Genomic DNA, 20,455 nt, shown 5'->3' with positions numbered 1-20,455 from the left:
TGATAGCCATGCCGAGAAAACGGCTCGCCTCATTGATTACCATCGTCGCTCTGGCCGCCGCCACGGCCGGTTGCGGTGGCTCGAACAGTTCCTCCGACCCCGGAAAACCGGGCACCGTCGACAAGATCAAAGTCGGGGTCATCCCGATCGTCGACGTGGCACCGATCTACATCGGAAAAGAGCAGGGCTTCTTCGCCAAGCGCAACATCGACCTCACCCTCGAGCAGGCTCAGGGCGGCGCGGCGATCGTGCCGTCGGTGGTCAGCGGCCAATACCAGTTCGGCTTCAGCAACGTGGTCTCGCTGATGCTGGCCCAGTCCAAGAACGTGCCGATCAAGGTGGTGGCCAACGGCAACAACGCGACCGGCGACCCGAAGAAGGACTTCGGGATGGTCGTGGTCAAAGACCCGGCCATCAAGTCGGGCAAGGACCTGGCCGGCAAGACGGTCGCCACCAACACGCTGAAGAACATCGTCGACACCACGGTCAAGCAGATCGTCCGGAAGGACGGCGGCGACCCGGCCCAGGTCAAGTTCGTCGAGCTGGGCTTCCCCGACATGGCCGCCGCTCTCGACGCCGGCCGGGTGCAGGCCATCTTCGTGGTCGAGCCGTTCCTCTCCTCGGCACTGGCCAAGGGCTGGCACACCGTCGGCTCGTTCGCCGACGTCCAGCCCAACCTGACCATCTCGAGCTACTTCACCTCGCAGCAGGAGATCGCGAAGGACGCCGATCTGGTCTCGCGCTTCGGTGAGGCGATGAAGGAATCGCTGAGCTACGCCGACGCGCACCCCGACGCGGTCCGGCAGATCGTCACGACCTACACCACGATCAAGTCGGACGTGGCGGCCAAGATGACCTTGCCGAAATACTCGACCGACATCGACAAGGCGTCGCTCGACAAGCTGAGCAGCCTGATGGTCGGCGACGGCCTGCTCAAGCAGCCGGCCGACACCGCGAAGCTCCTCCCGTGAGAGGAGGAAGGTCGCTGCTGGGGGTCCTCGGGCTCGTCCTGTTCGGACTGCTGCTCGAGGTCCTCCCGCGAATCGGCGTGCTCCCGGCCGAATACTTCCCGCCGACCAGCCGCATCGCGCGGGCCCTGGTCGACGAGTTCGGCCGGGGCGCGTTCTGGCAGGCGGTGCTGGGCACAGTTGTGACCTGGCTGATCGGGCTGGCGATCGCGGTCGTCGCCGGCATCCTGCTCGGGCTGCTGATCGGCTCGGTGCCGGTGCTGCGCGCGATCACCTCGTCGACCATCGAGTTCCTCCGGCCGATCCCGTCGGTGGCGCTGCTGCCGCTGGCGGTCGTGCTGTTCAGCGCGCCGATCCGGTCCATCCTGCTACTGGTCGTCTACGCGTCGTTCTGGCAGGTGCTGATCCAGGTGCTGCACGGCGTCACCGACGTCGACCCGGTCGCGAGCGAGACCGCGGCCTCCTATCGGCTCACGCGCCGGCAGCGCGCGTTGCGCCTGGTCTGGCCGACCACCCTTCCGTACGCGATGACGGGCATCCGCCTCGCGGCGAGCGTGGCCCTCGTTCTGACCGTCACCGGTGAACTGCTGATCGGCGGCACCAAGGGCATCGGCGAGTTGATCGCGGTGGCCCAGACCAGCAACTCCGTGCCCCCGATGTACGCGCTGGTCGTCGTCGCCGGACTGATCGGGCTCGCCGCCAACCTGGTCACGCGGCGGGCCGAGCGGCTGGTGCTGGCCTGGCATCCCTCGGTACGAAGGGAGCTACCGCTGTGACTCTCCTGCTCCGCCGGGCTGGTCTCGCTCTCGGCCTGCCGGTCGTGCTGCTGGTGACGTGGTGGTTCGCGAGCGCCGGCAGCCAGAGCTTCTACGAGCCTCCACTTCGGAAGATCATCGAGGTCTTCCCCGACACGTGGACCGCCGACCGGCTGCGCAGCGACGCGCTGCCCAGCGTCGTACGCCTGCTGGTCGGTTTCGTCCTGGCCGTTCTGATCGGGATAGCGCTCGGCGTGCTGATCGGCGGGAACCGCCGGCTGCGCGCCCTGGTCGAGCCGACGCTGGAGTTCCTGCGGGCCATCCCGCCGCCGGTGCTGGTGCCGATCCTGATCCTGATCGCGGGCATCGGCGACGCCACCAAGGTGCTGGTCATCGTCGTCGGCGCGGTCTGGCCGGTGCTGCTCAACACGGTCGAGGGCGTACGCGGTGTCGACGAGGTGCTCGCCGACACCTGCCGCAGCTACCGCATCACCGGCCGGCTCCGCCTGCAGAACTTCATCCTGCGGGCGGCCAGTCCGCATATCGTCGTCGGCGCCCGGCAGGCCCTGTCGATCAGCATCATCATGATGGTCATCGGCGAGCTGCTCGGCACCACCAACGGTCTCGGCTACACCGTCATCGAGTTCCAGCGCGGCTTCCAGATCCCCGAGATGTGGAGCGGCGTCTTCGTCCTCGGCCTGCTCGGCGTGCTGCTGGCGCTCGTCTTCCGCCTGATCGAGCGGCGGGTTCTGAACTGGTATCACGGCGCCCGCGCCGCCGAACGCAGCGGCAACTAGGGGGATCCCTTGCTCGAGATCAATACTTTGCGCAAGATCTATGACGGTCACGGCCGCCAGGTCGAGGCGCTGCGCGACATCACACTGACCGTTTCGGACGGCGAGTTCGTCTGCGTCGTCGGCCCGTCCGGCTGCGGCAAGACCACGCTGCTGCGCTGCCTGGGTGGCCTGCTCACGCCGACCTCGGGCGACGTCCGGGTGGCCGGGCGGCCGGTCACCGGGCCGCCGGACGGCCTGGCCATCGTCTTCCAGGAGTACGGCCGGAGCCTCTTCCCCTGGATGCGGGTGGCCGAGAACGTCGAGTTGCCGCTCAAGTCGAAGGGCCTGCCGCGCGGCGAGCGCACCCGGCTGGTCTCCGAGTCGCTGGCCGCCGTGGGGCTGGCCGACGCGGGAAAGGCCTATCCGTGGCAGCTCTCCGGCGGCATGCAGCAGCGGGTGGCGATCGCCCGGGCGATCGCCTTCCAGCCGCGGGTTCTGCTGATGGACGAGCCGTTCGCGGCGGTCGACGCGCAGACCCGGGCCGACCTGGAAGACCTGGTCCGCACGGTCTGGCAGGCCTCCGGCGTGACCCTGCTCTTCGTCACCCACGACATCGACGAGGCGGTCTACCTCGGTCAGCGGGTCGTGGTGCTGTCGGCGTCGCCGACCCAGGTCCTCGAGGACCTCGACATCGACCTGCCCTCATCCCGCGACCAGCTGACGACCCGGTCCGACGCCCGATTCGTCGAGTTGCGGTCACACGTCTACGCCCGGATCCAGGAGGCGAAGCGCTCCGGCGGCGGAACCCCGGTCTCGGCCGCGCCCTGAGACACGCTCTTCAGCGGCCGGACGCCGGCGCTGACCGCACGGGTGCGGCCACGTGCGCGGGCTCGCCGACCACGGCGTGGATCACGTCGTCGAGGGTGATCACTCCGAGCGGGCGGCGCCCGTCGCTGACCAGCACGATGTGCAGCCGGTCGCGGCGCATCGCGAGCAGCAGGTCGGCCAGCGAACGGTCGGGCGCCATCACCGCCAGCGGCCGGATCAGCTCGGCCGGAATCGGCAGGCTGCGCTGGGCCGACGAGTAGCCGAGGATGTCCTTGACGTGCACGAAGCCCAGCACCCGGCGGGTCTCGCGCTGCACCACCGGGAAGCGGGACCGCCCACTGCGGGTCGACAGCGCCTCGATCGTCGCCGGCGAGACGTCGTCGGCCACCGTGGTGACACTTGACCAGGGCCGCAGCGTGTCGGCTGCCGTACGGTCGTTGAGGTCGAGCGCGGCGTGGATCCGCGCGTACTGCTCGGTGCCGAGCAGGCCCTCGCTGCGGGCCTGGGTCACCATGCCGGCCAGTTCCTCGGCCGTGAAGACGGTCTTCACCGCGTCGGTCGGCTCGATCTGCCAGATGCGCAGGATCGTCCGCGAGGCCCAGCGCATCGCGTTGAGCAGCGGCTTGGTCGCGGTGCAGAAGGCCAGCATGAACGGGCCCAGATAGAGCGCGGACCGCTCCGGCCCGGCCAGCGTGATGTTCTTCGGCACCATCTCGCCGAGCACGGTGTGCAGGAAGACCACGATCACCAGGGCGAGCACGAAGCCGACCGGGTGCACCGCGTCTTCCGGCAGGTGGGCGGCGTGGAACGGATGCTCCAGCACGTGGGCCAGCGAGGGCTCGGCGAGCGCGCCCAGGCCGAGCGAGCAGACCGTGACGCCCAGCTGGGAGCCGGCGATCACCAGCGGGATCTGGTTCATGGCCGACAGCGCCCAGCGGGCCCGCTTCGAGGCGGCGGCGAGCGGCTCGATCGCCGTCCGCCGCGACGCGATCAGCGCGAACTCGCCACCCACGAAGAGCCCGTTGCCGATCAGCAGCAGGATCGTGACCAGGACCTTAGTCATCGGCCGGCTCCGGGGGCGCGACCATGCGCACCTGTTCGATGCGGTGGCGGTCGACCTCCATCACGGTGAACTCCCAACCGTTGACCGCCAGAGACTCGCCGACCACCGGGATGTGGCCGAGCCGCGACAGGAGGAAGCCGGCCAGCGTCTCGTACGGCCCCTCGGGGAGCGCGAAGCCGGTCTGCTCGGCCAGCTCGTCCTCCCGCAGCAGGCCGTCGACCAGGTAGGTCTTCTCGCCGCCGGGCGCGGTCAGCTCGGTCGTGCCGATCTCGTCGTCATCCATGTCGTACTCGTCGGTGATCTCGCCGACCAGCTCCTCGATCAGGTCCTCGACCGTGACCACGCCGTCGGTGCCGCCGTACTCGTCGACGACGATCGCCAGGTCGGCGTCGGCGGCCCGCAGCGCGGCCAGCACCTTGTCGAGGCTGAGACTCTCCGGCACGTACACCGGCTCTTTGGCGATCGCCGAGACCGGCGTGCCGGCCCGGCGCTGGGGTGGGATGCCGAGGGCATCCGGCACCCCGGCCACGCCGGTGACCAGATCGATCGTGTTTTCGTAGACCGGGAAGCGGGTGTGCCCGGATTCGCGGGCCACCGCGATCAGGTCGGCCACGCTGGCCGCGTTCTTCAGGCCGACCACGTCGACCCGCGGGGTCATCGCCTTGGCGGCGCGTTTCTCGCCGAAGCGGATCGTGCGGCGCAGCAGGGTCGCGGTCTCGGTCGGCAGCGCGCCGGCCCGGGCGCTGATCGCGGCCAGCAGGCCGAGCTCCTCCGGCGAGCGGGCGCTGGCCAGCTCCTCCTGCGGCTCGACCCCGATGCGGCGGACCAGCCAGTTGGCCGTGCCGTTGAGCACGCCGATCAGCCAGCGGAAGGTGCGCGCGAACGTACGCAGGCCGGCCGCGGTGGCCAGCGCGACCCGCATCGGCCGGGCCAGGGCCGCGTTTTTCGGCACCAGCTCGCCGAAGAGCATCGAGAACAGCGTCGCCGCGATCAGCGCGAGCGCGTGCGTGATGCCGTCGGTCGCGTCGCCGGCGATCGGCCGGGCGAGCGGGTCGAAGAGTTTGGAGAGGGCGGGCTCGGCCAGATAGCCGGTGAGCAGGGTCATCAGCGTGATGCCGAGTTGAGTGCCGGAGAGCTGGAACGAGAGCTCGTGCAGGGCGTGGTTGACCCGGCGGGCCCGGCGGTCGCCCGCTTTGGCCCGGATGTCGATCTCCGATCGGTCGACCGTCACCAGACCGAACTCGGCCGCTACGAAGAACGCGTTGCCCACCGTGAGCAGCACGAACGCCGCCAACGGGAGCACCGCGGTCAACACTATGCCGCCCATGATCGGTTCACCTCGGCCCTTATTCTGCCGGACCGCGCATGGACACGAGTGAACACGGGTCGGGCAACCGACCCGATACCGTCGTGTCCATGAGCCTTGCCGAAGAGTTCCTGCTTCTCGCGTACGCCGACGACGGCACCCCGCTGACCGACGGCATGCACCTGGACAACGGTCTCGGCGGCGCCGTGCTGCTCGACCTGGCGATGGCCTCGCGGATCGACGTGGTCGACAAGCGGGTGGTCGTTCTGAACGCGGCACCGACCGGTGAGCCCCTGGTCGACCAGGCTCTCGAGCGGATCGGCCGCGCCTCGGACGACAAGCCTCGCAAACCAGGCTATTGGGTATCGAAGTTCGCCCAGGACACCAGGCCCCGCGTGCTCGAGAAGCTGGTCGCCGACCGCGTGCTGACGATGGAGAAGGACCGGGTGCTCGGGGTCTTCCCGCGCACCCGCTACCCCGCGGCCCAGGGCACCGAGCCGGCGGTCGAGACCGACGCCCGGCAGCGGATGCGGGTCGCGGTCCTCGGGGACGGGACGGTCGAACCGCGTACGGCCGCGCTGTGCGCGCTCGTCGCGGCAACCGAGCTTGATCGCAAGGTCTTCGCCGATCTCGACCGCAAGCGGGTCAAGGCGCGGCTCCAGGAGATCAGCCAGGGCGAGTGGGCGGCCAAGGCGGTGCGGGCCACGATCGAGGAGATTCAGTCCGCGATCCTGATCGCGATCGTCGCGGCGACGACCACCGGAGCCGGCGCCAGCTCGTAGAGGTCCAGCGCGTAGGGGTCCAGCTCGTAGGGGTCCAGCTCCTAGGCGTCCTGCTTGAGCGACCTGAGCAGCACCGTGGCGACGTCGACGACCTCGACGTTCTCCTGCTCGCCCTTCGCCGTCACGCCGTCGCCGAGCATCGTGAAGCAGAACGGGCACCCGACCGCGACCGTCTTGGCGCCGGTGGACAGGGCCTCCTCGGTGCGCTCGATGTTGATCCGCTTGCCGATCTTCTCCTCCATCCACATGCGGGCGCCGCCGGCGCCGCAGCAGAAGGAGCGTTCCCGGTTGCGGGGCATCTCTGTTATCTCGCCGAGCACCTCGCGGGGAGCGTCGAACACCCGGTTGTGGCGGCCGAGGTAGCAGGGGTCGTGGTAGGTGACGCCGCCGTCGATCGGCTGGACCGGGGTCAGCTTGCCGGTCGCCACCAGGTGGGCCAGCAGCTGCGTGTGGTGCACGACCTCGACCTTGAGCCCCAGCTGTTCGTATTCGTTGCCGAGTGTGTTGAAGCAGTGCGGGCAGCTCGCGACGATCTTCTTGACCTTCGCCTCCTGCAGGGTCTCGACGTTCTGCTGGGCCAGCATCTGGAAGACGAACTCGTTGCCGATGCGCCGCGCCGGGTCGCCGGTGCAGGTCTCGCCCTCGCCCAGGATCGCGAAGTCGACGCCCGCCTCGTGCAGCAGCGTGGCCACCGCCCGGGTCGTCTTCTTGGCGCGGTCCTCGAACGCGCCCGCGCAGCCGACCCAGAACAGATATTCGAAGTCCTCGGTCTCGCCGGCCCGCTTGATCTCGAAGTCGAGGCCCTTGGTCCAGTCTTCCCGCGTGTTCTGCGGCGCGCCCCACGGGTTGCCCTTGTTTTCCAGGTTACGCAGCATGACGCCGGCCTCGGACGGGAAGCTCGACTCGATCAGCACCTGGTAGCGGCGCATGTCGACGATGTGGTCGACGTGCTCGATGTCGACCGGGCACTGCTCGACGCAGGCGCCACACGTCGTGCACGACCACAGCACGTCCGGGTCGATCACGCCCTGCTCCTCGGCGGTGCCGATCAGCGGGCGGTTGCCCTCGGCCAGCGCGAGGACGTCCATGTGCGCGAGCTGGGCCTCGGTGGCCTTCTCCTCGCCGGTCAGATCTTTGCCGCCGCCGGCCAGGAGATACGGCGCTTTCGCGTACGCGTGGTCGCGCAGCGACAGCACGAGAAGCTTGGGCGAGAGCGGCTTGGCCGTGTTCCAGGCCGGGCACTGCGACTGGCAGCGGCCGCACTCGGTGCAGGTCGTGAAGTCGAGCAGACCCTTCCAGGTGAACTGCTCGACCTGGGCGACGCCGAACTGGTCCTTCTCCGGGTCGGCCTCTTCGAAGTCGAGCGGCTTGCCCTGGCTCATCATCGGCCGCAGCGCGCCCAGGCCGCTGCCGGCCGGCTTGTCCGGGCTGCGCTTGAAGTAGATGTTGAAGAACGCCAGGAAGCGGTGCCAGGCCACGCCCATCGTCGGGTTGAGGCCGATCGTGATCAGCCAGCCCATCGAGATCAGCAACTTGACCAGCGCGACCCAGGTCGGACCGTCATGGGCCGCCGGCAACGCGGAGCCGACCGCGTGCGACAGCGGAGTCGCCCAGGTCGGGAACTCGAAGGTGTCGTTGGCGACCTTGAACCCGCGGATGAGGAAACCGCAGATCAGCACGCCGATGATCACGGCCTCGACGAAGTAGCCCTGCCACATCGTCGAGCCCCGGAAGCGGCTCACCTTGGCCCGCCGGTCCCGCTGACGCCGCACGATCAGGTAGACGATGCCGAGCAGGCCGAGGATGCCGATCCACTCGGTGACGAACCCGTACACGATCCAGCCGCCGATCAGCGGCAGGCTGTTCTCCGGGTTGACGACCTCGAAGTAGGCCTCGAGCACCAGCAGGAACAGCAGGATGAACGAGACCATCACGAACCAGTGGGCGGCGCCGATCGCGCTCCACTTGAGCATCCGGGTGTGACCGACGGTCTCCCGGAGCATGGTCGTGGTGCGTTTTTGAGGATCGGAGAAGCGCGCCGGGTCGGGCTGGCCCCGGCGGATCACCGAAGTGATGGTCAGGACGGCCCGCACGGCGAGCACGATCGCGGTGACGGTGACAACACCCGTCAGGACGGTGGCAACGATCTGCGCGGCGCCCATGCGTCTGAACCTCCTCGATCGGCCACCATGTTACCCATGAGTAATAGACGGCCACGAGGCGCCGGTCAAGAGCGCGCGCACCCCACACCGGAGCCCGGGGTGCGCGCTGTTCAGACGTTGATCATTTTACCCACCGGAGGCGGGCGGAATGCCTAACGCCAGCGCGACAGGATGCCGAGCGAGGCCACCATGCAGCCGAAGCCGACCGCCAGGTTCCAGTACGACCAGGCCGCCACCGGGTATTCCTGACTGGAGAGGTAATAAACGACCAGCCAAGCAATGCCGACCACGATCAGCGCAACCGCGGTGACCGGCAACCACACCGGACTCGGCTTGCGGGAAGCCGCAGTCGCCGCCGGACGGATATCCGTCGGCGGGGTGTAGACCTTCTTCTTACGAACCTGGGACTTCGGCACGGTGGTCTCCTGAAGGGCAACAAGTGGTGAACAACCCACCGCTGAGCGGCTCGGGTGAGACCCGTTTGCTGCCCGTGGCGAATACTGTTCGACAGCTAGCGTAGTCAAGGCAACGCTCAGACAGGCACCCGCCGGGCGAGGAAAATGTCCGGCGCGGCCCATCCGAGGAGGAAACGCAGCGTGGAGTACACCAGCGGCGCAGCTTCGTGGCGGGTTGTCCTGCGCCGCGCACTGGGCGGACTGCGGCCACGCCGGCGAGGTCAGCGCACCCGCGGATGGTCGGTCGGCGTGCCGCTGATCGCCTTGGCCGCCGGGCTCCTCTTCACCACCTCGGCCCGCACCGCCGACGGCACCGCGCTGCGCGACGACCGCCGCCCCCAGCTGGCCCAGCTGATCGCCGACGAGCGCACCCGCGTCGCCGCCCGGCAGCAGACGGCCGACCAGCTCAACGCGCAGGTCGAGCAGGACACGGCCCACCTCGCCCAGGTCGACCAGCCGGTCAAGCAGGCCCGCGAGCAGGCCGACTCGATGCGGCAGGCGGCCGGCTTCACCGCGCTGCACGGCCCCGGACTGACGGTCACGCTCAACGATTCACCCCGCCGGGCGAGTGAGTCCGATCCCAATGGGCCCGACAACGACGACCTGGTGGTTCACCAGGGCGATGTGCAGGCCGTGGTTAACGCGATGTGGGCCGGCGGCGCCGAGGCAATGTCGATCATGGATATCCGCGTGATCTCCACGAGCGCGGTACGCTGTGTCGGCAACACGCTGCTGCTTCATGGCCAGGTCTTCTCGCCACCGTTCAAGATCACCGCGATTGGCGAACCCACAGCGATGCATAGCGCGTTGGAGTCCGCGGAGGGAGTCCGACAGTTCCGCGATGCGGTCGCCGACTTCGGCCTCGGTTATACGGAAACCGTCGAGAGGAACGTGACAGTGCGGGCGTACGACGGATCGAGCGACCTGCGATCCGCGCAGGTTGCGCAGTGATGGCGGACAACAACTCGGGCCGCCACCGCGCCCCCGACGGCGAAGCCAACACTGCGTACATCCCTCGCATCACCGACGCCTCACCCGACGGCGTGCCCGGCGGACCACTCGCACCCCCGATCGGCCTCGGCTCCGCAGCGGAGCAGCCTCCCGCCGTACGCGGTGAGCACTCCCCAACCGCCGCGGCGGCCCCCCAGGGCCCGGCCGACGCCGCCCCGCCGGCAGCCGACACCGCAATCCTGGAAGCCGACGAGGAGATCCGCCGGCGTGTCGCGGCCGCCCGCGCCCTCCCCCAGCCGGCGGCCCCATCCGGCCCCGCGTCGGCCGCCGGCGAAAAGACGGCCGACGAGGTCAGTGCAGCCGCGGCCGCCGCCCGTTCCCGCCAAGCCGGGCCGCCGACCGAACTCCCCCCGGGCGAGTTCGACTTCTTCGCCGCCGGCCACGCAGCCCAGCTGGCTGCCCAGGCCCAGGCCGCCCAGGCCCAGCAGCAAGCCCAGGCCCAGCCCGCTCCGGCACAGGCTGCCCTGGCGCAGGCCGGCCCGGCACAGGCCACGCGCCCGCAGACACAGCAGCAACCCCAGATCCAGCCGGCCCAGATCCCGCCAGCGCAGATCCAGCCGGCCCAGATCCAGCCGGCCGGTCGCCTGCAGCCGCAGGTGCCGCAGTCACAGGCTCAGCTTCAGCACCCGCAGGGCCAGCCGCCCACGCGTTTGCAGGTCCAGCCCGGGCAGAGCCAGTTTGCGCAGGCCCAACCCGCACAGAGCCAGCCCGCGCCTGCCGCGGGGCACGCCCAGCCCATGTCTGGGCAGTCCGCATCGATGCCCGCCCAGCCGGTGTCCCCGCAGGCGCAGGGCCGGCCGACGGCTGCGCAGCCAATGCCCGCTCAGCCAATGCCCGGCCAGTCGCTGTCGGCTCAGGCCCAGCCGATGCCCGGCCAGCCGCTGTCGGCTCAGGCCCAGCCGACGTCTGCGCAGCCAATGCTCGGCCAGCCGATGTTCCCGCAGGCCCAGCAGACATCTGGCCAGCCGATGTCGACGCAGGCCCAGCCGACGTCCGGCCAGCCGATGCCCGGCCAGCCGCTGTCGGCTCAGGCCCAGCCGATGTCCGCACAGGCTCAAGCCGCAGCATCGCAGTCCGCGCGACCCGGCCTGGCGCCGCCCGCCCGGCCGCAGGTCACGCACACGACCGCGCCGGTCTCCCCGACCCCGCAGCTCCAGTCGCCGGCGGAGACCCAGCAGCTCCCGGCCCCCGTCGGCGCCGCGGCCAGTCGGTCCGCGGGCCCCCAGGCGGTCTCGGTTCCGGCCAACCAACTCGCATTCGCCCAGGCAGGCTCGGGTTCGACCAACGGCCGCTCCGCGCCGCAGGGCTACGGCTCGGTGAACGGCCAGGAAGGCGCGCAAGGCTACGGCCAGGTCGCCGCGCCAGGCTACGGAGCCGGCCAGGCGGGTGAGCCGGGTTACGGGCACTCGAACGGTCAGCCCGGCGGCGCACCGGCCCAGGGCGCCACGGCCGGTCAGCCCGCCTACGGGTTGGTTGGCGGGCAGGCGGCTGCCCCTAGCCAGGGGTCCGCGAACGGACACTCGGCCCCCGAACTGAACGCCCTGGCCAACGGCGCATACCCCGCAAACGGCTCCAACGGCCACGGACAGCCCGAACCGGCCCGAACCGGCGGTTCGCCCTACGGGAGCCCGGTCGCGGCCGCGAGCAGCGGCCTCGGCACCGCCTCCCGGCCCGCCGGTACGGCACCGGACGGTCTCGGTCCGTCCCGGCGCAGCTCCGAGGGTGGCTTCCAGCCCAACCCGTCTACGGCGACTCCGACCTCACCAGGCACGTTCGGCTCGCGGACGGCCGGTGGGCCCAACGGCGCTCCGGGCCTGCGTAACCCGTCGTCGACCGTGCCGGGCCGAGGCTCCGCGGTCCCGGGTGGGCCGGGCGGCGCCCCCGGCCCGGGCTCCGAGGACCCCGCCGCCACTCGCCAACTGCCGGCCCCCGACGTCAGCAAGACGCAGGTCAACGGGGCCAAGGCCCGTGGACTCTGGGATCGCCCGGAGACCAACTTCATCGAGCAGCCCTCGGGCGGCCTGGGGTTTGCCGACGGGCGGCAGGATCCCAGCGAGACGGCGATCATCCGTACCGCTGACGCCCCGACCGGCCTGCTTCCCTCGCTGCGGAAACCGACCAGGAAGGTGGGTGTTCCGGGCGCGGCGGCGGAGGCCGCCAAGGCCGCCGCCGATCCGGATGCCGTTCTCGGCGCCGTCCCGGTCACCGAGGTGCGTCCGGGCAACCCGGACGAGGACGAGGTCCCGGCCGAGGACGGCGAGCCCAAGCGCGGCGAGAAGGTCGTCAAGCTTCGCCCCGAGCAGACCGAGGACGGCTACGAGAGTGTTTATTCGAAGCTGACCCGCCCGACTCTGGGATCCCGCATCCGCGGAGGCATCCGGGTCTCCGGCGAGCTGATGATCACCTTCGGGTTGATCGTGTTGTTGTTCGCGGGCTACGAGATCTACGGCAACGGCGCCAAGGTGCAGAGCGAGCAGGACAGTCTCAACAGCAAGCTCGATCAGGACTGGGCCGACCCGACGGTGGGCCCGACCAAGGCGGGGCCGGCCGCGCCCGGTGACAGCCTGGTCGGCCGGCTCTACATCCCGAAGTTCGCCAAGGAGTGGGTGGTTGTCAACGGCGTGCTGCCGGACAACATCAAGTACGCCCCGGGCCACTACCCCGACACGGCGATGCCCGGACAGATCGGTAACTTCTCGGTCGCCGGCCACCGGATCCCGAAGATCTTCTGGCGGATCAACGAGCTCAAGAACGGCGACGTGATCGCCGTGGAGACCCGGGACAGCTGGTTCATCTACAAGGTCTACAACCAGGAGATCGTCAGCCCGAGCGCCGTCCAGGTGGTCGAGCCGGTGCCGGATCAGCCGGGCGTCAAGCCGACTAAGGCGGTCCTCACGCTGACGACCTGTAACCCGAAGGGCAACAACTACCAGCGGCTCATCGTCCACGCCCAGCTGGCGTCCCAGGTCAAGCGCGACTCGACCAAGCCGGACGCCGGAATGCCGGCCGAGATGAAGGCGAAGTACTAGGCGATGTACAGGTGGATCTGGCGAAAGCTCCCGTTCGGTTTCTGGGGGAAGCTGACCAGCTCGTTCGCGCTCGGCGGCGTGACCGTGGCCCTGCTCTGGTACGTCATCTTCCCCTGGGCCACGCCGCTGCTCCCGTTCGACGACGTGCAGGTCGGCGCCGACACCCAGCAGGGCCCGGCCCAGGAAGACCCCAACGTGGTCGACTCGAACGCCGACGACGGCCCGGATGCCGGTTCGAACGAGATTCCATACAGCACGGTGTCGAACGAGCCCGACCCGACGTCGACCAAGACGCCGACCAGCCACAAGACCTCGTCCTCCGTCGTTCTGCCCGGTGACTGAGAGCCCGGCGACCGAAAGCCCGGTGACTGATCCGATGCGCATCCTGGTTCTCGACAACTACGACTCGTTCGTCTTCAACCTCGTGCAATATCTCGGCCAGCTCGGCGCCGAGTGCGTGGTGCGACGCAACGACGAGATCTCGGTCGACGCCGTCGGCTCCTTCGGCGCCGACGGGCTTCTGCTTTCGCCGGGGCCGGGCACGCCGGAACGCGCCGGCATCATGATGGAGACCATTGAGGCGTACGCCGGGAGACTCCCCATGTTCGGCGTGTGCCTGGGTCATCAGGCGATCGGGGCCGCGTTCGGGGCGACGGTGACGCGCGCGCCCGAGCTGCTCCACGGCAAGACTTCCGAGGTGCACCACACCGGCGCCGGCGTGCTGGCCGGGTTGCCCGACCCGTTCACGGCGACGCGCTACCACTCCCTGGCCGTGGTCCCGTCGACTCTCCCGGACGAGATCGAGGTGACCGGGCGTACGGATTCCGGCGTGGTGATGGCGATGCGCCACCGCACGCTCCCGATCGAGGGTGTGCAGTTCCACCCCGAATCGGTGCTGACCGAGGGCGGCCACACCATGCTGGCCAACTGGCTGGCGTCGTGCGGCCTGCCCGAGGCGCTGGAGAAGGCGCCCGCCCTGGCCGCCGAGGTGGAGACGCGCCGGCGCTCCGCGTTCGCGACGGTCTGACCGCGTACGGAAAAGCCCGCTCCCGGATCTCCGGGAGCGGGCCGTTTCTCAGCTCCGTCAGTTTTTGCGGCTGACCGCGCCGCCCAGCGAATCGTTGAAGATTCCGCCGTTGCCACCGCCGTTACCGCCGCCCGGCGGCGTGGTGCCCGAGCTCGGGCCGTTGCTCGGCGTGTCGTCGCTGACCACCGTCAGCGTGATCTTGTCGGCGGGCGAGATGGGCGTGCCCTTCAACGGGTTCTGCTTGATGACCGTGCCCGCGGGCTGGCTGCCGTCGCCCGGCGCCTGGCTGGTGACGACGGTGAAGGATCCGAGGTTGTCGAGGATGCCCTGGGCGACGTCGAGCGACTTACCGGTCAGGTCGGGCATCGGCACCTGGTTGCCCTTGGAGACCTTCACGGTGATGTGGGTGCCCGGGTCGACCTGCTTGCCCTCGCTCTCGACGTTGAGCACGGTGCCCGGCTGTTTGATGCTGTCAACCTCCTTGGGCTCGGTGACGAGGCCCTTGGCGGTCAGCGCCTGCCGGGCGTTGTCCAGCGTGCCCCCGACCAGGTTTTCCGGCACCGTCACCTGGGCCGGCGGCTGGCACAGCTGGTAGGTGATCTGGCTGTCGGCCGTTACCTGCTCACCCGCCGCGGGGTTCTGGTTGAAGACCTTGCCGTCGCAGTCCGTGCCGGTCGACGGAGACAGCGCTGTGTATTTGGTGAGCTTCAGCTCGTCGAGCTTGGCCCGCGCCTGTTCGTCGGAGAGCCCTTTCAGGCTGGGCATCGACACCGCGGCGGTGGTCGTGGTGGTCGTGGTGGTCGGCTTGTTCTTGTCGCTGTTGTTCATCGCCAACGCGACCCCGAGCACGACCACGACCAGCACACCCAGGCCGGCCAGCGCCGCCATCACCCACGACGACGAGCGCCGCTCGGGCGGCCGCGGCATGCCGCCACCCGGCGGAACCGGGCGCTGCAGCGTGGTGGCGCCCTGCGGCTGCCACTGCCGCGTCGCCGCGGCCTGGCCCTGCATCGCCATCGTCTCGGCCTCGCTCATCACCGGGGTGGCGAGGACCGGCCGCCCGGCGACCGCGCGCAGTGCGTCGGCCCGCATCTCCTGGGCGCTCTGGTAGCGGTTGATCGGGTTCTTGGAGAGGGCCTTCAGCACGATCGCGTCGACGTCCGGCGGGACGTCGTGGTTGATCGAGGACGGGGCGCGCGGCTCCTCGCGGACGTGCTGGTAGGCCACGCTGACCGGGCTGTCGCCGACGAACGGCGGGTGCCCGACGAGCAGTTCGAAGAGCACACAGCCGGCGGCGTACACATCGGAGCGCGCGTCGACCGGTTCGCCCCGAGCCTGCTCGGGGGAAAGGTATTGAGCCGTGCCGATCACGGCACTGGTCTGCGTCATGGTCGTCGCGCCGCTGGCCAGTGCCCGCGCGATGCCGAAGTCCATGACCTTGACCTGGCCGTTCGGGGTGATCATCACGTTGCCGGGCTTGATGTCCCGGTGGATGATCCCGTGCCGGTGGCTGAACTCCAGCGCGGCGCAGATGTCCGCGATGATCTCGAGCGCACGACGGGTCTGGAGGCGTCCCTCCTGGCCGAGGACTTCCTTGAGAGTCTGGCCGTTCACGAACTCCATGACGATGAACGGCAGCTTCTCGCCGGTCGACGAGATCTCTTCGCCGGTGTCGTAGACCGCGACGATGGCCGGGTGGTTGAGCGCCGCCGAGTTCTGCGCCTCACGACGGAATCGCTCCTGGAACGTGGCGTCGCGGGCCAGGTCGGTGCGCAGCATCTTGATCGCGACGTCCCGGCCGAGCCGGAGGTCACGCCCCTTGTGCACCTCGGCCATACCGCCATAGCCGAGCAACTCGCCGACCTGATACCTGCCACCGAGCAGGCGGGCCTGCGCCGTCATAGCGTCTGTCGTCCTTCGTTAGCTCGGATCCAACCGGGTTTGGCGCCCGTCTGCCTGCTTAGACGGTACGACGTCCCCGGCGGTGCCCCGTCGGAGACGCCCGTGTGGACGACGGTCGCAATCCTGCGCGTGTCACCGAGCGACGCGTTGCCCTTGTCCTTGCCCTGCTTGTAAAGGAACGAGATCACTCCAGCACAGAGCAGGACCAGCAGTGCCAGCACGACGGCGAGAACGATCAGCACCTGGCGTCCGCCTGATCCCTCCGGCCGGGCCGCGGGAGCGGGCTGGTGATACTGACCGAACGGCGGCGCCGACGGCGGCCGGTAGCCCTGAGGCTGAACCGGCGGTCCCGAGGGTACCGAGGCCGCCCCCCGGGCACCCGACACGGGGCGGGGCATCGGCGGATAGGGCGCATGGCCGTTCCCGGCCGGCGGAGATCCGGGCACGCTCGGGCCGAGCGGCGGATGGCCGTTGACCGGGCCGGCCGCGCGGACCGGCTGACTGGCCGGGTGGGGTGACACCGGCTGGGCGGTGGTGTTGGCCAGCGCCGCGGCGGCCTGCCGGGCGACGTTGGCCATCGCGGCGGCCGTGGGCCAGCGGGCGGCCGGGTCCTTGGCCAGCGCCCGGTCGACGATCGCGCGCACGTTGGGCGGGATGTCGGCCGGCAGCGGCCGCGGGGTGTCGCGGACGTGCTTCATCGCGATCTCGATCGGGGTCGCCCCGTCGAACGGCCGGTGCCCCGAGAGACATTGATAGGCGACGACACCCAGCGCGTACACGTCGGAGGCCGCGGTGGCGACGCTGCCGGCCGCCTGCTCGGGCGAGATGTACGAGGCGGTGCCGAGCACCGACCCGGCCGCGGTCAGCTGGCCGACCAGAGCCGAGCGGGCGATGCCGAAGTCGGTCAGAACCAGCGTGCCGTTCGGACGGACGAGCAGGTTGCCCGGCTTCACGTCACGGTGCACGATGCCGTTCGCGTGGGCGGCCTGAAGCGCGTCGGCCGCCTGGGCGACCAGCGCCATCGTGCGGGCCGGGGTGAGCCGGCCGACCCGGCTGAGCGTACGCGACAGCGCGTCGCCCTCTACGTATTCCATCACCAGGAAGGCGAGCTGCTGGTCGCTGCCGTAGTCGTAGACGTCGACCACACCGGGGTGGTTGATCGTGGCCATCGTGCGGGCCTCGCCCCGGAACCGTTCGGCGAAGCCCGGCTCGTCGAGCAGGGCCGGGAGCAGGATCTTGACGGCCACCGTCCGGCCCAGCACCTCGTCGGTGCCGCGCCAGACGTCACCCATCCCGCCGCCGGCGATCCGCTCGTCGAGACGGTATCGGCCGCCGAGGGTCACCCCAGGGCTGATCATGTCAGTCCCCTCCCCCACCGGCCGCGGCCTTCATGATGAGCCCGGCGATCCGGGCCGCCTCGGCGCTGGCATGGCCGCCGGGCACGTTCTCCAGCATGACGCAGACCGCCGAGACCGGTTCGCCCTTGGAGTTGAAGGCGAACCCGATGAACCAGCCGTGCGGGTCGGCGCCCTCGGCGTTCTGCGCCGTACCGGTCTTGCCGCCGACCTTGAAGCCGTCGATCTTGGCTTTCTTGCCGGTGCCGTCGGAGACGACGCTCTCCATCATGTCCTGCAGCTTGCTCGCCACATCGCCGCTGATCGGCGTCCGCAGCGACTGCGGGCTGGCCGTGTAGATCGCCGACCGGTCCGAGCCGAGCAGCTGCTGCACCAGGTACGGCCGCATCTGCTTGCCGCCGTTGGCGACCGTGGCGGCCATCAGGGCGCCCTGCATCGGGGTCATCCGCACGTCGCGCTGGCCGATCGACGACTGGGCGAGCGCGCCCTTGTCGGTGCTGCCGTCCGGGTTGGCGATGGCACCGGTGTGGCTGGCCGCCACCGGCAGGCCGGTGTTCTCCTGCAGGTTGCCGATCGTGAGCTTGCTGTCCTCGAAGCCGAACGCCTGGGCCATGCTCTTCACCTTGTCGGCCCCGAGCTTGACGCCGAGCTGGGCGAACGCGGTGTTGCAGGAGACCGTCAGCGCGTCCTTGAGGGTGGTCGTCGCGGTCGGGCAGACGTCGTCCTCGTCGTTGTGGATGACTGCGCCGCTCTCCTTGTATTCCTCGCCGGCCGGGATCGAGGTGTCCTCGTCGTAGCCGTTGGACAGGGCGGTCGCCGAGATGATCGTCTTGAACGTCGAGCCGGGCGGCAGCGTCTCCTGGGTCGCCCGGTTGAGCAGCGGCTGGTCCTTGTCCTTGAGCAGCTTCTGGTATTCCGCGGCGGCCGCCTTGAGATCGTGGCTGACCAGGGGGTTGGGGTCGTAGCTGGGCATCGACACCATGGCCTGAACGGCGCCGGTGCGCGGATCGATCGCGACCGCCGCGCCCTTGTCCACGCCCTTCTCGTTGTGGGTCAGCTCTTTCCACGCGACCTGCTGAGCCTGGGTCTTCAGAGAGAGCACCACGTTGCCGCCACCGGTGTTGTTGCCCGTGAACATGTCCTTGATCCGGTCCGCGAAGAGCTTGTCGCTCTCGCCGGACAGGAAGTCGTTCTCGCTCGCCTCGATGCCGGTCGCACCGATGTTGACCGGGCGGTAGCCGAGCACCGGGGCATAGGCCTGCTTGTCGGGGTAGACCCGCAGGTACTTCAGTGTGTCGCTGGTGACCTTGTTCTGCGCCAGGAACTCGCCGTCGGCCTCGATGTCGCCGCGCGGCCGCGAATATTGCGCGACCACCACGCGACCGTTGTGCGGACTGGTGCGATAGGCGTCGGCCTTGTACGCCTGGATCCAGTTCAGGTTGGCGAAGAGGAGACCGAACAGGACGAGGATGACCACGCCGGCCCGCCGAAGGGGAGCGTTCACGGCTTGAACACCTCCGTCGGGGCGCCGTGCAATTGAATGGGTGCCTTTCGTGGGCCGCCGAGGCGATCGCTGCCCCCGCTGCTCGCCGCCGGGCCGCGTGCCGCGTTCGAGATGCGCAACAGCATGGCGACCAGCAACCAGTTCGCCATCAGGGAAGAGCCGCCGGCGGAGAGGAATGGTGTCGTCTGGCCGGTCAGCGGAATGAGTCCGGTGATACCACCGAGGATGACGAAGACCTGCAAGCCCAGCGTGAACGCCAGACCGCCGCCGACCAGTTTGCCGAACGAGTCCCGCACGTTGAGGGCCGCCCGCAGGCCCCGCTCGACGATCAGCAGATAGACGACGAGCAGCGCCGACAGGCCGAAGAGACCGATCTCCTCGCCCATGCCCGCGAAGATGAAGTCGGTGGGAACGGCCGGGACGAGGCCGGGTGAACCGGCACCCGGGCCCGATCCGAAGAGGCCACCGGTGCCCAGCGCCAGCAGACCCTGCACCAGCTGATAGCTGCCGCCGGTCCGGTTGTAGAACGTCTCGTTGAACGGGTCCAGCCAAATCGAGGCCCGGTCGTAGAAGTTGGCGAACGGGCCGCCGATCGACGCGCCGAGCAGATAGGCCACGTAGACGCCGCCGAAGAACAGCAGCAGGCCGATGATCAACCAGCTGGCCCGCTCGGTGGCGACGTAGAGCGTGACCACGAACAGGCCGAAATACAGCAGCGCCGTTCCCAGGTCCTTCTCGAAGACGAGGACCAGGAGGCTGAGCAGCCACACCGTGACGACCGGACCGAGGTCGCGGCCGCGCGGGAAGTCGATACCGAGGAACCGCCGGCTCGCCAGCGACAGGACCTCCCGCTTGCGCACCAGGTAGTAGGCGAAGAAGGAAACAAGCGCCAGCTTGGCGAACTCACCCGGCTGCACCTGGACCGGGCCCAGTTTGATCCACAGCTTGGCGCCGTTGACCTCGGACAGGCTGCCGGGCAGGACCGCCGGGATCATGACGAGCACGATGCCGACCAGGCCCAGGGTGTACGCGTACCGAGAGACGATCTTGTGGTCGCGGATCACCAGCAGCAGGATCGCGGCCAGGATCAGCGAGGCCAGCGTCCAGATCAGCTGCCGCCCGCTGGTCGCCGAGAAGAGTCCCGGGTGCGGCTGCTTGTGGGTGATCGCCTTGGCAATGTCGAGGCGACGCAGGAACGCGATGCCGAGCCCGTTGAGCAGGGCGACCGCCGGGATCAGCACGGGATCGGCGTACGGCGCGGTGAACCGCACCACGAAGTGCAGACCGAGAAACAGCACCCCGAGCAACGCCGCGGGCAGCCAGAACGTAGGGGTGATGGTGTCGTACTGGTTGGACTCCACCACCGCGCTGTAGATCGCGACGATCGCCATCGCCAGGGCGAGCAGCCCCAGCTCGGCGTTGCGATGCGTCTTCAACCCCGGAACACGCGACATCTCACCCGTGGAAGCGGGGTTGGGAGCCGGTACAGCGGGCGCGGTCACGAGAGAGGTTCCCCAGACGTGTCGGGCCGG

17 protein-coding genes are annotated in these 20,455 nt (G+C 69.6%); 9 read left to right on the top strand and 8 right to left on the bottom strand.

Annotation, left to right across the window (positions count from 1 at the left end; genetic code table 11):
• Nucleotides 1-8: 8 nt before the first annotated feature.
• The 4 genes from AB0M88_RS01415 to AB0M88_RS01400 are packed head-to-tail and all read left to right on the top strand — an operon-like array spanning nt 9 to nt 3,327.
• A complete protein-coding gene (locus AB0M88_RS01415) occupies nt 9-971 on the top strand; it encodes an ABC transporter substrate-binding protein (protein ID WP_364093712.1) in 963 nt (320 codons plus the stop codon).
• Entirely contained in the window at nt 968-1,744 is a 777-nt protein-coding gene (locus AB0M88_RS01410) for an ABC transporter permease (protein WP_364093709.1), read from the top strand. The genes AB0M88_RS01415 and AB0M88_RS01410 overlap by 4 nt, the downstream gene beginning before the upstream one ends.
• Nucleotides 1,741-2,520, top strand: a complete 780-nt coding sequence (locus tag AB0M88_RS01405) for an ABC transporter permease (protein ID WP_364093706.1) — start codon at nt 1,741-1,743, stop codon at nt 2,518-2,520. Before AB0M88_RS01410 ends, AB0M88_RS01405 begins: the two co-directional genes overlap by 4 nt.
• Nucleotides 2,521-2,529: 9 nt before the next feature.
• On the top strand, nt 2,530-3,327 hold the full coding sequence (locus AB0M88_RS01400; RefSeq protein ID WP_364093703.1) for an ABC transporter ATP-binding protein: 798 nt from the start codon (nt 2,530-2,532) through the stop codon (nt 3,325-3,327).
• A gap of 10 nt (nt 3,328-3,337) precedes the next feature.
• Here AB0M88_RS01400 and AB0M88_RS01395 read toward each other — a convergent pair whose 3' ends face one another.
• Together AB0M88_RS01395 and AB0M88_RS01390 are read right to left on the bottom strand one after the other, a co-directional pair.
• On the bottom strand, nt 3,338-4,390 hold the full coding sequence (locus AB0M88_RS01395; RefSeq protein ID WP_364093701.1) for a hemolysin family protein: 1,053 nt from the start codon (nt 4,388-4,390) through the stop codon (nt 3,338-3,340).
• The gene (locus AB0M88_RS01390; protein WP_364093698.1) at nt 4,383-5,717 is read right to left on the bottom strand and encodes a hemolysin family protein; all 1,335 of its coding nucleotides are present in this window, start codon (nt 5,715-5,717) and stop codon (nt 4,383-4,385) included. The genes AB0M88_RS01395 and AB0M88_RS01390 overlap by 8 nt, the downstream gene beginning before the upstream one ends.
• 89 nt (nt 5,718-5,806) lie before the next feature.
• Here AB0M88_RS01390 and AB0M88_RS01385 point away from each other — a divergent pair, with 89 nt between their 5' ends.
• Entirely contained in the window at nt 5,807-6,478 is a 672-nt protein-coding gene (locus AB0M88_RS01385; protein WP_364093695.1) for a GPP34 family phosphoprotein, read from the top strand.
• 41 nt (nt 6,479-6,519) lie between these two features.
• Here the strand turns inward: AB0M88_RS01385 and AB0M88_RS01380 are convergent, their stop codons facing one another.
• Together AB0M88_RS01380 and AB0M88_RS01375 are read right to left on the bottom strand one after the other, a co-directional pair.
• Nucleotides 6,520-8,640, bottom strand: coding sequence for a (Fe-S)-binding protein (locus AB0M88_RS01380; protein ID WP_364093693.1), 2,121 nt, complete (start codon nt 8,638-8,640; stop codon nt 6,520-6,522).
• Nucleotides 8,641-8,792: 152 nt separating this feature from the next.
• Entirely contained in the window at nt 8,793-9,056 is a 264-nt protein-coding gene (locus AB0M88_RS01375) for a cell division protein CrgA (protein WP_364093692.1), read from the bottom strand.
• 180 nt (nt 9,057-9,236) lie between these two features.
• Between AB0M88_RS01375 and AB0M88_RS01370 the strand changes: the two genes are divergently transcribed.
• The 4 genes from AB0M88_RS01370 to AB0M88_RS01355 are packed head-to-tail and all read left to right on the top strand — an operon-like array spanning nt 9,237 to nt 14,162.
• Entirely contained in the window at nt 9,237-10,046 is an 810-nt protein-coding gene (locus tag AB0M88_RS01370) for a DUF881 domain-containing protein (RefSeq protein WP_364093691.1), read from the top strand.
• Entirely contained in the window at nt 10,046-13,135 is a 3,090-nt protein-coding gene (locus AB0M88_RS01365; RefSeq protein WP_364093689.1) for a class E sortase, read from the top strand. Before AB0M88_RS01370 ends, AB0M88_RS01365 begins: the two co-directional genes overlap by 1 nt.
• A 3-nt stretch (nt 13,136-13,138) precedes the next feature.
• Nucleotides 13,139-13,477 (top strand): hypothetical protein, encoded by a 339-nt coding sequence (locus AB0M88_RS01360; protein ID WP_364093688.1) that lies wholly within the window; start codon nt 13,139-13,141, stop codon nt 13,475-13,477.
• Nucleotides 13,478-13,511: 34 nt separating this feature from the next.
• Nucleotides 13,512-14,162, top strand: coding sequence for an aminodeoxychorismate/anthranilate synthase component II (locus tag AB0M88_RS01355; RefSeq protein WP_364093949.1), 651 nt, complete (start codon nt 13,512-13,514; stop codon nt 14,160-14,162).
• A gap of 57 nt (nt 14,163-14,219) precedes the next feature.
• Here AB0M88_RS01355 and pknB read toward each other — a convergent pair whose 3' ends face one another.
• Genes pknB through AB0M88_RS01335 form a run of 4 tightly spaced genes read right to left on the bottom strand, consistent with a single transcriptional unit; the run spans nt 14,220 to nt 20,377 of the window.
• Entirely contained in the window at nt 14,220-16,064 is a 1,845-nt protein-coding gene (pknB, locus tag AB0M88_RS01350) for a Stk1 family PASTA domain-containing Ser/Thr kinase (RefSeq protein WP_364093685.1), read from the bottom strand.
• Complete coding sequence (locus tag AB0M88_RS01345) at nt 16,061-17,422, bottom strand: protein kinase (protein ID WP_364093682.1); 1,362 nt, start codon at nt 17,420-17,422, stop codon at nt 16,061-16,063. The genes pknB and AB0M88_RS01345 overlap by 4 nt, the downstream gene beginning before the upstream one ends.
• Nucleotide 17,423: 1 nt before the next feature.
• On the bottom strand, nt 17,424-18,923 hold the full coding sequence (locus AB0M88_RS01340; protein ID WP_364093679.1) for a penicillin-binding protein 2: 1,500 nt from the start codon (nt 18,921-18,923) through the stop codon (nt 17,424-17,426).
• Nucleotides 18,920-20,377, bottom strand: coding sequence for an FtsW/RodA/SpoVE family cell cycle protein (locus AB0M88_RS01335; protein WP_364093677.1), 1,458 nt, complete (start codon nt 20,375-20,377; stop codon nt 18,920-18,922). Before AB0M88_RS01335 ends, AB0M88_RS01340 begins: the two co-directional genes overlap by 4 nt.
• Nucleotides 20,378-20,455: the final 78 nt, after the last annotated feature.

The sequence above is a fragment of the Actinoplanes sp. NPDC051411 genome (genome assembly GCF_040682075.1).
GTDB lineage: Bacteria > Actinomycetota > Actinomycetes > Mycobacteriales > Micromonosporaceae > Actinoplanes.
Note: the sequence above shows the minus strand (reverse complement) of the source record. Positions and strands in the feature narration are given on the sequence as shown.

Coding starts and splice junctions, on each gene's coding strand:
- AB0M88_RS01390 (WP_364093698.1), bottom strand. CDS start 5,717: ATGGGCGGCATAGTGTTGACCGCGGTGCTCCCGTTGGCGGCGTTCGTG.
- AB0M88_RS01380 (WP_364093693.1), bottom strand. CDS start 8,640: ATGGGCGCCGCGCAGATCGTTGCCACCGTCCTGACGGGTGTTGTCACC.
- AB0M88_RS01395 (WP_364093701.1), bottom strand. CDS start 4,390: ATGACTAAGGTCCTGGTCACGATCCTGCTGCTGATCGGCAACGGGCTC.
- pknB (WP_364093685.1), bottom strand. CDS start 16,064: ATGACGGCGCAGGCCCGCCTGCTCGGTGGCAGGTATCAGGTCGGCGAG.
- AB0M88_RS01360 (WP_364093688.1), top strand. CDS start 13,139: ATGTACAGGTGGATCTGGCGAAAGCTCCCGTTCGGTTTCTGGGGGAAG.
- AB0M88_RS01385 (WP_364093695.1), top strand. CDS start 5,807: ATGAGCCTTGCCGAAGAGTTCCTGCTTCTCGCGTACGCCGACGACGGC.
- AB0M88_RS01415 (WP_364093712.1), top strand. CDS start 9: ATGCCGAGAAAACGGCTCGCCTCATTGATTACCATCGTCGCTCTGGCC.
- AB0M88_RS01335 (WP_364093677.1), bottom strand. CDS start 20,377: ATGTCGCGTGTTCCGGGGTTGAAGACGCATCGCAACGCCGAGCTGGGG.
- AB0M88_RS01365 (WP_364093689.1), top strand. CDS start 10,046: ATGGCGGACAACAACTCGGGCCGCCACCGCGCCCCCGACGGCGAAGCC.
- AB0M88_RS01345 (WP_364093682.1), bottom strand. CDS start 17,422: ATGATCAGCCCTGGGGTGACCCTCGGCGGCCGATACCGTCTCGACGAG.
- AB0M88_RS01355 (WP_364093949.1), top strand. CDS start 13,512: ATGCGCATCCTGGTTCTCGACAACTACGACTCGTTCGTCTTCAACCTC.